Origin of the sequence: Panacibacter ginsenosidivorans, from assembly GCF_007971225.1 — a bacterium.
GTDB classification, from domain to species: domain Bacteria; phylum Bacteroidota; class Bacteroidia; order Chitinophagales; family Chitinophagaceae; genus Panacibacter; species Panacibacter ginsenosidivorans.
Genome location: NZ_CP042435.1, coordinates 3,807,214 through 3,821,653, shown reverse-complemented (window position 1 = coordinate 3,821,653; position 14,440 = coordinate 3,807,214). Strand labels below are relative to the sequence as shown.

At 35.4% G+C, this 14,440-nt stretch carries 13 protein-coding genes and 1 tRNA gene; 11 read left to right on the top strand and 3 right to left on the bottom strand.

From position 1 onward, the window contains the following. Positions 1 to 551 precede the first annotated feature (551 nt). The 7 genes from FRZ67_RS16035 (at position 552) to FRZ67_RS16005 (ending at position 7,353) form a co-directional block, all read left to right on the top strand. Complete coding sequence (locus tag FRZ67_RS16035) at positions 552 to 1,511, top strand: hypothetical protein (RefSeq protein ID WP_147191067.1); 960 nt, start codon at positions 552 to 554, stop codon at positions 1,509 to 1,511. A gap of 894 nt (positions 1,512 to 2,405) precedes the next feature. Next, on the top strand, positions 2,406 to 2,696 hold the full coding sequence (locus FRZ67_RS16030) for a UCP032817 domain-containing protein (protein ID WP_147191065.1): 291 nt from the start codon (positions 2,406 to 2,408) through the stop codon (positions 2,694 to 2,696). A 9-nt stretch (positions 2,697 to 2,705) separates the two neighbouring features. After that, positions 2,706 to 3,182, top strand: coding sequence for a hypothetical protein (locus FRZ67_RS16025; RefSeq protein ID WP_147191063.1), 477 nt, complete (start codon positions 2,706 to 2,708; stop codon positions 3,180 to 3,182). A 283-nt stretch (positions 3,183 to 3,465) separates the two neighbouring features. Further along, positions 3,466 to 3,831, top strand: coding sequence for a hypothetical protein (locus FRZ67_RS16020; RefSeq protein WP_147191061.1), 366 nt, complete (start codon positions 3,466 to 3,468; stop codon positions 3,829 to 3,831). A gap of 85 nt (positions 3,832 to 3,916) precedes the next feature. Then, positions 3,917 to 4,459: a hypothetical protein gene (locus FRZ67_RS16015; protein ID WP_147191059.1), complete on the top strand. Its 543-nt coding sequence runs from the start codon at positions 3,917 to 3,919 to the stop codon at positions 4,457 to 4,459. Between the two features lie 418 nt (positions 4,460 to 4,877). Next, positions 4,878 to 6,749, top strand: coding sequence for a DUF262 domain-containing protein (locus tag FRZ67_RS16010; RefSeq protein WP_147191057.1), 1,872 nt, complete (start codon positions 4,878 to 4,880; stop codon positions 6,747 to 6,749). A 316-nt stretch (positions 6,750 to 7,065) separates the two neighbouring features. Next, positions 7,066 to 7,353 carry a hypothetical protein gene (locus FRZ67_RS16005; RefSeq protein ID WP_147191055.1) on the top strand — a complete coding sequence of 96 codons (288 nt, stop codon included), beginning with the start codon at positions 7,066 to 7,068 and terminating at the stop codon, positions 7,351 to 7,353. Positions 7,354 to 7,603: 250 nt separating this feature from the next. Here the strand turns inward: FRZ67_RS16005 and FRZ67_RS16000 are convergent. After that, positions 7,604 to 7,676, bottom strand: a tRNA-Lys gene (locus FRZ67_RS16000). 141 nt (positions 7,677 to 7,817) lie between these two features. Here FRZ67_RS16000 and FRZ67_RS15995 point away from each other — a divergent pair. Beyond that, positions 7,818 to 8,399 (top strand): nitroreductase family protein, encoded by a 582-nt coding sequence (locus FRZ67_RS15995; RefSeq protein ID WP_147191052.1) that lies wholly within the window; start codon positions 7,818 to 7,820, stop codon positions 8,397 to 8,399. Between the two features lie 112 nt (positions 8,400 to 8,511). On the opposite strand, the gene FRZ67_RS15990 is transcribed toward FRZ67_RS15995, so the two are convergent. Further along, a complete protein-coding gene (locus tag FRZ67_RS15990) occupies positions 8,512 to 9,510 on the bottom strand; it encodes an AAA family ATPase (protein ID WP_147191050.1) in 999 nt (332 codons plus the stop codon). A 348-nt stretch (positions 9,511 to 9,858) separates the two neighbouring features. Here FRZ67_RS15990 and ubiE point away from each other — a divergent pair, with 348 nt between their 5' ends. From ubiE to FRZ67_RS15975, 3 genes are all read left to right on the top strand, one after another. After that, entirely contained in the window at positions 9,859 to 10,602 is a 744-nt protein-coding gene (ubiE, locus tag FRZ67_RS15985; protein ID WP_147191048.1) for a bifunctional demethylmenaquinone methyltransferase/2-methoxy-6-polyprenyl-1,4-benzoquinol methylase UbiE, read from the top strand. Between the two features lie 163 nt (positions 10,603 to 10,765). Beyond that, on the top strand, positions 10,766 to 11,497 hold the full coding sequence (porT, locus tag FRZ67_RS15980; protein ID WP_158638385.1) for a type IX secretion/gliding motility protein PorT/SprT: 732 nt from the start codon (positions 10,766 to 10,768) through the stop codon (positions 11,495 to 11,497). 542 nt (positions 11,498 to 12,039) lie between these two features. Next, complete coding sequence (locus tag FRZ67_RS15975) at positions 12,040 to 13,374, top strand: APC family permease (RefSeq protein WP_147191044.1); 1,335 nt, start codon at positions 12,040 to 12,042, stop codon at positions 13,372 to 13,374. An 81-nt stretch (positions 13,375 to 13,455) separates the two neighbouring features. Here the strand turns inward: FRZ67_RS15975 and FRZ67_RS15970 are convergent, their stop codons facing one another. Next, positions 13,456 to 14,316: an MBL fold metallo-hydrolase gene (locus FRZ67_RS15970; protein ID WP_147191042.1), complete on the bottom strand. Its 861-nt coding sequence runs from the start codon at positions 14,314 to 14,316 to the stop codon at positions 13,456 to 13,458. Positions 14,317 to 14,440: the final 124 nt, after the last annotated feature.

The following is a 14,440-nucleotide window of genomic DNA, read 5'->3' as shown; positions in this document are numbered from 1 at the left end:
ATCGTAACCTTTGACAACATTACCAAATTTTAGTGTACCCTATAAGGGAAATAAAACCCTGCACTAAATTTTGGCAATTGTGTAAGTTTCCGGCTAACTGACGCTATGTAATTCTTAGCTACTAATACCCCAGGTTAAAAAATTCAGCTAGAAGTATACAATATATAACCATTATGGAAGTGTATGCCCCTATAGCTGACCATAAAAACAACCCCCTCCAATAATTAGTGTTGACCTCCCCCGTCAATTTAATTCAGTAAATTAAAATAATCCTACTTATGAAAACACCAAGAATTGTTTGGTACGGTTTATATCGTGCTAATAAAAAACAACGATTTCGTTACCGTTACTTTTGCAAAGATTATAATTCTGAAATCCTTGTATTAGGAATAAATGATTCCAAATACGAGCACAGAATCATTAAAAAGAATCGCTCGTTTTGGTCTTCACTTCCGTTTTGAATTGATTTGTCATCAACGTTATTACAATAGTTTTTTCCATCATTATATCAAAGATTTATCTTAGCACCTAGATGCAAAAAAATTTCAAGAATGTTTATTAAAATTGGTGATGAAAAAATAGGTATAAAACAGTACATCCCTGATTTGTGGAGGGCTCGACGTAAATTAAGAATGGCTGTTACAGCTTACTATTTAAACCCTTCTCCTCAAATTAATATTAATAAGGTCGTTCTTCTAGATGTTTTAAATTCCAGAATTATTTTTTTTCATGGGCAAGTTGCATATTATGGGTCAAATGTCAATAAGGTCTGCTTTGCTGGTGATACTCCAACTTTAAATCATGAAACACTATCTAATGAATCGAACATCGTTTTGTGCATGTCTATTTTGTTGGATGATCACTATACAGAAACCATAGCAGATTCAAGTATCGGAATTTTGGGATACATCTTTCATCCAGATATATTTGAAGAGAGGATATTTTATTTATTTGTTGACGTTGAATTTGAAAAAAGCGATGCAATTTATAGCAGTGATGTATCGATTCATGTGTTACCCAAAAAAGACGTTCCAATATTTAATCAGGATACGCTGGTGAACGCTATTGAAATTTCTAATGCGATTTTAAAGCTAGATGGAATAACCGCAACAAAAGTCGCGATGTCTCACCATTGGTTTATGAAAAGTTTAAACCAGAGTCGTATTGATTCTTTTCTAATGTTATGGTTTGCAATTGAAATACTTGCCACGTCTTCAACCAACATAAGTGAGATAAACACTTTATTAAGCAAAAACTATAATTTACCACTTTTGCAAACGCAAAATCATTTTGCCGTAGGTAAGTTGTTTGGAATGCGGTCTAAAATTGTACATTATGGTTTTACTTATCACCTTGATTTGAATTTTTTAAACTATGTCAGGGCTTTATATTTAACAATTTCATCGATAATAATAGGAATTCCTTTCAAAAATTATTTAGCTGACTTTGAAACACGTCAACCAAAGTTTGAAATAAACACTTATTTGAAAAACATAGGATATTCAAAATAAAATGAACCAGATTTTAATGCACTTTATGTAGGTTTCATAAAGATGCACTAAATTTTGGATCGAAATAAATGTTTTCTTCATGATACACTCACATCACTACTGCACTACCTACGTAAAAATCAGGAAAAGCGGTGAGCAGTAAAGGCTTATTCGGCAAATTGATGTGCCAGACCAAAGGACTAAATTCAATTGTCTGTTATTTTATTTTAGTATTGAATTAAATCCTTTGTCTTTAGGGTTAGCACCCTTTCAGATAAAGTCTGTCACACAATTGTGCAGCTCATAATGCCTTTCTGCTCTCCAGCCCTTATGTATCTGTGCTAAAGCAACCTTTGCACAGACCTGGGCTTTGCATTAGCACATCTACAGGGCTTCCACCATTTTCTTATCGCCACCTGCGTGCTCCTTTCTGCGTTTCGGGTTAACCTTCACAATGCTACGCTTATACCTTCGGTATGCTTTACGGTTAACCCTCACTGTGCAAATATCACATCAATGATGTTTTACTATTTGCCCCAGAAAGTCGCATGGCGAAGAAGGTGGCGAAATACAAAGTCTGTTGGAATATTTCTCAACTGTGGGTTATAGCCACTATCAATTTGCACACTTTGCAACTTTGCAAGCATTATTCCTAAATAGAAATCCCATCACAATAATTGATTGAACAGGAGATTTAGAATATTATTTAGCAGAAGAACACACAATGCAATTATTGCTCTGGGATAAAGAAAGTGCCTGTATAAGAATTTCGCTTTTTGAAAATAGTAGAATTCATCTACTCCAAAAGCGAAAGGTTAATTGATTGAAAACCTCAAATATCAGTAAAAAAGTTTTGTATATTTAATTGTTAGCCGTAATTTAAAAGACAAATTCTTTAAATTAAATAACATACTTATGATTAGTGACACAATTATTGATATGTATTCAAAAAAGAAAAGTATTCCGTTTGACTTATCTCTTGAACTACATCAAAAACTTGAAGATTTTTTAACAACCGCTATAGAAAAAGGAGCACCAATTTCTCCAACCAAAGAAGTTGATGAAGTTTGGCACAACTTAATTCTAAATACAAAATATTATCATGAATATTGCACTCAGAAATTCGGCAAATTCATACATCACACTCCATTAAATGGTGATTGTAAAATTGATTGTACTTCCAACTGCACCCAAAATATTGACTAAAACTAGTTCATGCCATACGACATTCTTGTAAATTTAATTGCAGCATTTTTGGCTTTTATTATTGGCTTTCTATGGAAAGATTATATCAGTAAAAAAATAGCTGATTTTGTTTACAGAGGCATTAAAATAAATGGAACTTGGAGAGCAATTGAAAAAGAAATAACTGCTAAAGGGTACAAACTCGCTTATCCTTCAATTTATAATATAGAGCTATTCCAAAAGGCAGACATAATATCAGGTATTGTAAAAGCGGAATTCGGAAAAGAGCAAATAGAAGTTGTCAGCTATAAAGTTCAAGGTACAATAAAGGATAGATTTGTTTCACTTTCTCTTAAACTCCAAGAAAGAAATAGAATGGCACATATTAATTTCTTACTGGAAATCGTAGGTAATGGCGAAACAATGATTGGTTATATGACATTTTACGGTTTGCGAGCCAAAGAAATTAATGCTATTGAAGTTATTTGGAAAAAAACGAGTAGATGAAATAAACTTCAGCCAACATTGGCTTTTGCACAACTGGAGCGGACGAAATAATAATCGGCAATAAATCATTTTCTTAAATTCTCTTAGAAGGTTCAATCCACTTAACACCTAGCCACTCAAAAAATTCTTCTCCCTAGCTCCCAATAGAAGGGAAGTTTCTATTAAGGATGGATGCTTAATAAATTCTCAAATTTTAGCTCCCTATAGAACTGATCAATAAAAATTTGCAAATGAGAGTAATTAGAGTTATTTTTTATGAATAATTGAAATCAACTCTGCCAACATGAAAAAGATAATTCTCACTTTATCAATCTTATTTTTTACAACAAAGGTTTTCTCTCAAACTTCTAGTTGCGATGAAGTGTTAGACTTTATAACAACCAATGGATATTACAAAGCAAGTCTTGCTAGTTACACTCTAAATTCCTCTTGGCTTTACAAAGTGACGGCATATACCTACGAATACAAGACATATGTCATAGCTGAAATAAAAAAAGATGAATATGCCATTACTACAAAAAAATACATATTCTGCGATATTCCAAGTAGCAACTGGATAAACTTCCAAATAGGAGCTTACGGAGATTCAAATTCATATGGAGAAAGGTTTCACAAGTATATTATGGATTATAAATGTGATTGTAACTAGCTTAATAGAAGACTAACCAATGCAATGCTCAAAGTTGGGTGCAAGTTTGGACTCGGCCTCAACACTCCTTAAATAGCAAATTTTTATGAAAGCAGACTACTTGCAGTTATGGAACTTATTTAAAAGTTCTTTATTAGAAGCTTTGAAAGAAACTAACACAGATGAATTCGACAAAGGGTGGAGCACAAGTCCTCAAAGAACTCTGTTTTATTTTGACACACTTCTTCCGAAGGTCGCTAAGAAAATGAATCTTAAGTATGAGCTTGAAACTTTTTTTAGAGTTGACATTACTTTCTATAAAGAGGCGGGACAAACGTCCAAAATTCCAATCGTTTATATCGAGTCAGAAAATGATGTTAGAACAACTGAAGGGGAAGTAATCAAATTATGTCGTTTGAATGCACCGCTTAAGATTATAATGGTTGTCAATGATTGGAATGACTCATCAAAAAAAATTATTTCAGAAGGGTTTTGGGAATACATAATAGAAGACTTTAAAGATGAAAGTTTATTGACAGGATATTTTGCATTTATAATTGGTGAAAGGAATAATGGCCTAAAATTTTACTCTTATGTATATAATGAACTAGCAGAAATAATCGAGGACAAGTTGTTAGTGGAGATATAATAAACCTAGAGCCAATAAAAGTAGCTACGATAGGAAAACTGGGCAGACCAGAATAATTATATTTAAAGTTTTATTCGGTTCGCTCAGAAGGTTTAATCCGCTAATACTTAACCACTCAAAGAATTCTCCTTTTGAATTCCAAATAGAAGATAATTGTCTATTAGGATTTAAATATTCCTATCAACATTTTTATTTCTAATTGGTGTGATTGGAAAGCATGATTGTCTACTCAATTTCTCTGAAGAACACACATTATAGTAGCAGAATTCATCTATCTTAAAGCGAAGGTTAATTGATTGAAAACCTTAAAATAGCAGTAAAAAAGTCTTGTATATTTAATTGTTATCGGTAACTCTAAAGGAACCTTACTATATTTGAAAATTACAATAAACCAAAACAAAAAGACCTAAACCAAAAAATGGATAATACAACTCTTATAACCGGTAAAAAATATATCAAAGACATATTTAGCCCAGAGCAATTTTTCAATATTCCTGAATATCAAAGACCATATGTATGGGGTGAAGAACAAATTACTGCATTGCTTGAAGATGTTAGCAAAGCCATGGAGAATGACAGCAATAAGGAGTATTTTTTGGGATGCATGATTTGGAATACAAGAAATGAGAAGACAGCAAAAAATATTGAATATACTTATCAGGACATATTAGATGGGCAACAGCGATTTATTACATTATTTCTTCTACACGGTGTTATTAGAGATATCTCCGCAAAAAAAAGTCTAAAGGACAATGTTCAAAAAAGACTTGTTCAAGAAGCTGATGATTATAACAACATCCCTGCCCGTAATCGAATAGAATTTGAAATACGAGATGATAAAGACTTTTTAGAAAAACACATAATTGAATTGGACGGAACACTTGATGTTGAAAAACTTAATGAAATAGCTGATAATCCCAAAGCTGGAGCTTCAATTAGGAGTATGGCAAGCGGTATTTTAATAATGAAGAAATGGTGGGACACAAAATTGGCTGAAAACATTGGTACAGAAGAACAATACCTAGCAGATTTTTATAGATATCTTTCAACTAAAGTTCTCGCTTTGTATTTAGCTACTCCAAACAATTTGGATGATGCGTACAATCTTTTCACAGTTTTAAATAGTCGTGGTTTACAATTACAGGTTAGCGATATTCTTAGAGCCCAAAATTTAAGAGTAATTGAGAATTATGAACTCCGAAAATTATATGCCCTGAAGTGGTCTGATTTTGAAAATTCTATTTCTGCACCTTATAAAGGTTTTGATGATTTCCTTTGGTCTCTTGTTTTTATCAAAATGAAGTATCGTAGTGATGATAATAAAAGCCTTACGAAGGCTTTCGAATTTATGTTCAAACGTAACCTACTTGTAAAAGGGACTGAAACTCTTGATTATGTCGGGAAATACCTAAAACATTATGAAAGCATAACCAATGGCAGTATTACTAATCGTGAAAGCCTAAATCTTTTTGGAAATATCAATTTCATTCTTTCAAGTGTTTATGGTAGTCAATATTTAACCCCATTAATGCATTATAGAGAATGTTTCGGGGACAAGCAGATTATTGAATTTTTAATAAAAATTGATAACTTATTTTCAGTGGGTTGGTTATTAGGTCGCAGGCAGTCTCAGACACGAACTTTTATTATTCTTAGAAAGATGGACTTCTATGCTGATGCTGTAAAAAAAAGAGAATCAACCCTTGACGAAGCAGTAGAAGATTTTCTGAATGACCCTTGTTTGAGATATGACTTTTACGATGAAGAAATCTCCTCTGAAAAGCCAATTAATATTGAAGAATTTGTAACGCTTTTGGAAAATGAAAAATGGGGTGGATTTTCTGGTACAAGGGTAAACAAAACAAGATATCTTTTGCTAAAAATGGATTTATTAATGGGCAATGCTGCCACTATTCTTCAGTATAATAAAGACTCATCATCAGTTGAACATATAATGCCGCAGAAAATTGAAGAAAGCCAGTGGAACATTGATGCTGCAAAACATAAAGAATGGATTCACCGATTAGGGAATCTTTCGCTAATTGACAAAAACAAAAATTCAGCCTTGAGCAATAAATTATTTCATGAAAAGAAAGTAAAGTATCAGGGCGCCATTGAAACTAGGGCAAATACAAACTATATTTTTATTACTAACCCCATCTGGGACACAGACGCAATAGAAGCAAATCACAAAAGAACAATCAACTTACTAACACAATATTACGTAGGCAATAACTTGAAAACTTTTTTACAAATCAAAAGGAATTTGAATAATCTAGTTCTTCTTTAAATACTAGTCTTATATTGACTGATAACAATATTAAAGTGAATGATCAATGACTGAGCAAGCTCATTAATGACCAACAAAAGTCAGCATCAATGACTGCTCTAAAATTGGTTGGCTTATAGCTAAGTATGGATATTTCTGATTCGTATGATTTATTACCGAAATGCACTGAAAGACTTAGGACAAATTATAAGTTACTCAGATTTAGCCCGACCAATAACTTGTTGGGTAAGTATGAAGATGACAACGCAGAAGACAAAATTCAGAAATTTTACAAGTTAGCTGTAATTAAAAAACAATATAATAAAATTTAAATAGCATGGAGACAAACCAAACAAAACAAACTATTAGACTTGAACGCGTTTTCGGGATTATTTTATTAATTCCACCAACTATTGGCGTTATTCTGTTTTTAATAAATCTAGTAAGTAACGACCCTGGAAGAATTCCTGAAATGAGAAATCTAAGTTCTAATTGGACTGGGGATTACAACTATGCAAGAGACAGTGGTGGTGGTGGTTACACATCAGCAGCGCCCATTTATCTTGGGCTTATGGCTATTGCTGGAGCGTTACTTCTTAAAGGAACGGATAAAAAGCTAGATTAAATGAGAATACATACGTAGAGCTTTTTACTTATTAACCTGTTAGTTACAAAGTTTACAATTTCACCCTTAATCCACCTAACAGTTAACGCATTAAGGACAATGACTCTTCAAATTAAATACTATTGTTTAATGTTGTCTACAGATTTTATAATGATTTAAACAATTCATTTAAATGTTTACCCTATGTTTACCCCAGAAATAAAAAATCCCCGCAAATTATTCATTTACAAGGAATTATTTATTGCATCTGTGACCCCGCAGGGACTCGAACCCTGGACCTACTGATTAAGAGTCAGTAGCTCTACCAACTGAGCTACGGAGTCGTAGCGGGCTGCAAATGTAAAGTGTTTCAGATAAATTTCAAACGAAAAATTTAGCTACTTAACCGCTCATATACTTTTCGAAAACAGGTAAAATAAATTACTGCTAATGCAACCGCAGCAATAAGCTGCTACTTTTGCGGCATGACAAATTTTGAAACACTACAGCACATTATAAAAGGCAGGCGCAGCAGCAAACCTGCGCTGATGAATGGAAAAAAGATCGATAATAGCATTATTCAGCAATTATTGGAACTGGCCGATTGGGCGCCTACGCATGGCCATACAGAACCGTGGCGTTTTGTTGTATACAGTGGAGATACAGTACAACAATTTTGTAACGATCATGCAGAGTTATACAAAGCAAATACACCTGAAGGAAAATTTCTTACCGCCAATTATGAAAAACTAAAACACCAGGGAGATAATTTATCTCACATTATTCTTGTGTATATGAAACGGGGCAACAATCCTAAAATTCCGGCATTGGAAGAAATGTCTGCTGTTGCCTGCGCCGTAGAAAATTTTTTACTAGGTGCCAGTACATTAAATATTGCAGTGTTATGGGGCAGTGGCGGCATGACCCATCACCCGGCTATGAAAAATTATCTTGGTCTTGCAGAAGAAGATATCATGATGGGTTTGTTGTACCTGGGATATACTGATGAACCAGTTAAAGAAGGCAAACGCATAGTGCCACTGGAAGAAAAAATAATATGGAAATAAAAGCTATTGCTTAATGCTGCTGAGTAATATATAAAACGTACAAGCGTGCGACGCAACAAAAGCTTAATAATTATTCTGCAGTTTGGTTCATAAATGTTTTCTTAGAAAACCACTATGGCACCAACACGGTTTTTAAAATATCATCAATGATCTTTTCTGTTGTTACATTTTCTGCTTCGGCTTCGTAAGTGATGCCGATGCGGTGACGCATTACATCTTTGCAAATTGCTTTAACATCATCGGGAATTACAAAGCCGCGTTTTTGCATAAATGCATGTGCCTTGGCAGCCATTGCAAGATTTATGCTGCCACGCGGAGAAGCGCCATAATTTATTAAAGCCTTTAATTTGCTAAGGTTGTATTGGTCGGGAAAACGGGTGGCAAAAACAATATCAACAATATACTGTTCAATTTTTTCATCCATATATACCTGCTTTACCAGGTCTCTTGCCTGCATTATTTCAGCAACGCTTGCCACTGTATTAATGGATGGCAACACTTCATTCTGCACCTGCTGGCGAATAATTGATTGCTCTTCTTTTTTGCTCGGATAACCAACAATGATCTTTAGCATAAACCTGTCTACCTGCGCTTCCGGCAAAGGATAGGTTCCCTCCTGCTCCAACGGGTTTTGTGTGGCCAATACTAAAAAAGGTTCATCAAGTTTGTAGGTGGTCTCGCCAATGGTTACCTGTTTTTCCTGCATGGCTTCCAGCAATGCACTTTGCACTTTTGCGGGTGCACGGTTTATTTCATCAGCTAGAATAAAGTTGGCAAAGATGGGGCCCTTACGCACCATGAATTCATTCTTATGCTGGTTATAGATCATAGTGCCAATAACATCGGCAGGCAACAGGTCTGGCGTAAACTGTATGCGGCTGAATTTTGCATGCACACCTTCGGCAAGCGATTTAATAGTAAGCGTTTTAGCCAGTCCCGGCACGCCCTCCAGTAATACGTGGCCGTTGCAAAGTAATCCTGTTAGTAAACTATCTACCATGTGCAACTGCCCTACCACTATTTTCGAAAGTTCTGTTCTAAGCCTGTCTATAAATGCAGATGCGTGTTCAATTTTCTGGTTAAGCAGTTTTATATCTTCTCCTGTTTGCATGATCAAAAATTATTGCCTGAAAATTACAAAGTAAATTTTGCTGAACGCGAAGTACAACAATTTAGTTGTTATTGCACAAATATTAACCAACAATTATGCCGATGAAGCCATTGCCGCTTAAGGAGACTATTTACGCCCGGCTTATTAAAGCTCTTGCTTTTTAGGATAGGTAAATTTTGTGTACCGGGAATTAGAACAAGTATTAAACTTTTGTTGCGTCGCACTCCTCAGCGCTTTTACCCTTATTGAGCAAACCGAAATGGTGAAAAATAAAATGCCTTAAACAAAATAGAATAACCATAATCAATAACACCCCTTTAGTGGCAGGGGTATTATCTTTGCGCCCTTATGACAAAGTTTGCACATGATGATATAGTGCCTGATAATACCAGCAGCCTGGATAAAAAACAACAGGTAGCGGGAATGTTTGACAATATTGCAAAACGTTATGATTTCCTGAACCGGTTGCTTAGCGGCGGCATTGATATTAGCTGGCGCAAAAAAGCCATTGCGCAATTAAAAGAGCTAAGACCTAAAACAGTTTTGGATGTTGCCACCGGCACTGCAGATGTTGCATTAATGACGTGGAAAGCTTTGAAACCTGAAAAAATAATTGGCATTGATATTTCTGACGGGATGCTTGCACTGGGAAGAAAGAAAATAGAAAAACAAGGTTTACAAAATGTTATCGAATTATTTAACGGGGATAGCGAAACCATAAAATATCCTGATAATTCCTTTGATGCAGTTACGGTAGCATTTGGTGTTCGCAATTTTCAAAATCTGGAACAAGGCCTTCGCGAAATGTTGCGGGTTTTAAAACCCGGTGGTAAGCTGGTTATACTTGAATTCTCAAAACCTAAACAAACAGGTTTCAAAGGTTTGTATAATTTTTACATGAAATCAATAGCACCAACAGCAGGCAGCATGTTTGCCAACAACAAAGACGCTTACCAATACCTGAATGATTCTGTGCAAGCGTTTCCGGAAAGAGAACAATTTACAGAAGTGATGAAACAAACAGGTTATAAAAACATTTATTTTAAACCACTCACGCTGGGTATCTGCTGTATTTATTGTGGCGCTAAATAGCTGCGCTAATCAAAGGAAAATAAAACAGCCCTTAAAACGTTATAAGTCTCAAACATTACTTTTGGGGATATAACCCCATCATCATTTTAAACATCAATATTTGATCCTTACTTGTACCCAACTACTTTAAGAATTAATACAAATGATTGGAAATAAATATGTTATGGGCGTAAGTTACTTGATTTACAAACAAGTGGCGCTCCTGCTAACAACCTGCATTCTTTTATCTGGAATGGCACATGCGCAATTTAAAGAGCCTAACAGGCCCGATCATGATGCTCTTCCTTACTATTTTGGAATTCATTTGGCATATAATAATACGTATCTCCATCCATCGAAGAGTTATAAATTTTTGCAGGACGATAGTATATTGACTGCTGAGCCAGGCGCCAGCGGCGGTGTGGCTTTAGGCTTTCTTGCTACATTCAGATACGACAACCGTTTTGAATTCAGGCTTAACCCCAACCTTGTTATTGGTGGTGCAAAATATTTTACTTACACGTTAAAAAATCCACTGCCGGGTGAAGCACTGACGCAAAAGAAAACATTGCCTTCCTCCATTTTTACATTTCCGGTGCAGGTAAAATTTAATTCTGACAGGATAGATAATTTTCGTGTGTATTTGCTGCTTGATGGATACGTATCTACTGATCTTATGGCGAATGCCGGTAACCGTAATGCAGAAGATCTTATTAAGCTAAAGAAAAATGATTATGGTGTGGAAACAGGAATAGGTTGCAATCTTTATATGAAGTTTGTTACACTTTCTCCTGAACTAAAGTTTACATACGGCATGGCCAATTTACATGCACGTGATGCAAATCTCAAATACTCCAGTGTATTTGATAAATTACAATCCCGAATGATAACTTTCTCTTTAAATATAGAACAGTAAGTCTATTGCATGATCAACTGATCCTAAAAGTTAAATAAAGATCAATTAATTAATGTAAGTGACATCTCTTGTAAAATTTTTAAAGAACAGTTGCATATTTGCATAGCTCGTTTTGGTAACCTATAAAAAACAACGAAGCCCTTATTACCGGGGCTTTTTTATTTTAATGATTCATGAATAATTCTTAGCTCTGTACTGTTTTGCCACACCTGCCAATTTACCACAATATGGATTCTTTGTTCTAATGATGTAACTGCTGTTAACAGCACTCTAAATACTATAACAAATAGTTTATACATGAAGCGTTTTAATTGGATAGTATAATAAAGAGAATTTTTATGTACCCGGCTGCAGAATATAATGAGGCTGTTGTTGCGTCGCACACTTCACCGTTTAGATCATTACCAAACAGGAAGTACAAGTGTGCGACGCAACGAAGCTGCTCAATGATATAAGGCCCGGCTTATAAAAATACTTTTCTGTTATTCAGCAAAACACTAAAAATAAAAGCTTGCAGTTTTTTACTATTATTGTGCTCTCACATGAGCGAAGTTCACCTAACAAGAAGGATCAGTTTATTACAGGCCACAGCCATCAACATGACAGACATGGTGGGCATCGGTCCTTTTGTTGTACTCAGCACCGTTGCAGACATCATGCATGGGCCATGGTTTTTATACGCATGGATTGCCGGTGCATTATTGTCTTTTGTTGATGCTACTATCTGGAGTGAATTGGGTGCTACATTTCCATTGGCCGGTGGCAGTTATAATTTTTTAAAAGAAGGCTACGGACCAAAATGGGGCAAGCTCATGAGCTTTTTGTTTGTGTGGCAAACAATGATACAGGCTCCGCTGGTTATTGCATCTGCAGCTATTGGTTTTGCACAATATTTTAATTACCTGGCACCCTTGGGTTATTATACTTCAAAAATAGTGAGTGGCTCGGTGGTAATATTGATCGTACTGCTGCTATATCGCAAAATCGAAAGCATTGGAAAAATAAGTGTACTCTTATGGCTGGGTGTATTGATAACAATGTCATGGATCATTGGTGGAGGCATTATGCATGGAAATTTTCTTGCACCGGTAGAACATGTGAATGATGGATTAAACATCAACTTTGCATTTGCTGCATTGCTGGGTACTGCTACTGTAAAAACTACGTACAGTTATCTTGGTTATTACAATGTTTGCCATCTTGGTGGCGAGATCATAAATCCGCAGAAGAATATTCCGCGCAGCATGTTCATTTCTATTATTGGTATTTCACTGTTATACCTGCTGATGAATATCAGTGTGGCTTCCGTTCTGCCAATGAGTAATATCCGCGACAGTGAATTTGTGGTAAGTGAATTTATACATGCTATTGCAGGACCAACAGCTGCAACCGTTGCAACAGGCCTTATTTTGTGGGTTGCTTTTGCTTCTGTTTTTTCTGCAACACTTGGCTATAGCCGCATACCTTATGCTGCAGCAAAAGACGGCGCATTCTTTAGTGTATTTGCAAAGCTTCATCCCAGCAAACATTTCCCTTATGTATCATTACTGGTGTTAGGCGCAGTTGCATTTGTATTCAGTTTGTTGTTTAGAATAAGTGATGTGATCAGTGCCATACTTGCTATGAGAATATTAATTCAATTTATTGGCCAGGCTGCAGGATTGCTGATATTAAGCAAACGAAAAGGCCGCAATTTTTTTAAATGGAAAATGCCTTTGTTTCCTATACCTGCAATATTAGCTGTGCTCATCTGGCTCGGCATCTTTTTCTCAACGGGTAAACAAATGATTCTAACAGGTCTTGGCGTTATTGCTGCAGGAATAATTGCTTTTTGCATTAAAGCAAGGTATAGCAAGGAATGGCCGTTTGATAAATAGTTTTTTTGAGCCCGGCTTTTGAATATCTATGAAGCTTTCGTTGCGTCGCACACTTGTACTGCTGAATGATGTGGCAACATTTTAAAATACAGGTGTAAGTGTTTTTAACCTCTCTGCTGCTGCAGCTTCGTGGGAAGGGATGAATATAGTTTTGTGTTCTTTTGCAAACGCAGTTACTGCTGCGTATGTTTTTTGTGCAAGCTTATGGCTGGCATTTGTACCGGAATATTTTTCATTGATCAGTTGCTGTTGAGAGTAGCAAATATCTGCACCAAAAAATATACAGCCTTCATCTGTATTGAATACAATCGAGCAATGCCCATAAGTATGCCCGGGTGTATGTACCATTAAAAGATCTTTAGCTTTTGTAAGATAAAAGGCTTTATCAAAAGCCTCGTATTGTTGATTCAACTCAATCAGGGTGGGTGCAAACCATGAGGGATAAAGTTTTGGAAGATCACCAAAAGGTTTATCATGCTCGTATTTGTTTACAATAATTTCTGTGGATGGAAAATATTTCAGTCCGTCAATATGATCAAGGTGAAGATGTGTTAACACAACAGCTTTTATTTTTTCAATGGGGATTTGGAGATCGTTTAATTGCGGACCAATTTCTTCTTCTTTATTTACAATGAATTTAAATTGAGTAGTGTCGAACCAGTTGGCAAAAAAACCAGAGCTTTTAAAATAATTTTTATCATTCACGTTTGCATTTTCGCCGGTATCAATTACAAAAAAACCTTCAGGATGTTCAATGATCATTACCCATATCGGCATCCATTCTGTAAATGTTTTGTCGAGCATAAAATCAAGCATTGCCAGCATGCCTGTTTTAGTGGCATCGCGGAATTTGGTTTTTACAGACACCGCACCAGTTGATACGAGATGAACTTTTACAGGCATGCCTTTTACATGAACTGCTACTGTTTGTTTGCTAAACATGCTGTAAATGTAAAAATGATTTCTGCTAATTGCTTTTTAATTCAAGCCACTACTCAGTGACTCCTTATTTTTTATTTGTGTTTTGCAGACAAAAATTTCATCCTTTCATTAGCGTAACTTTATA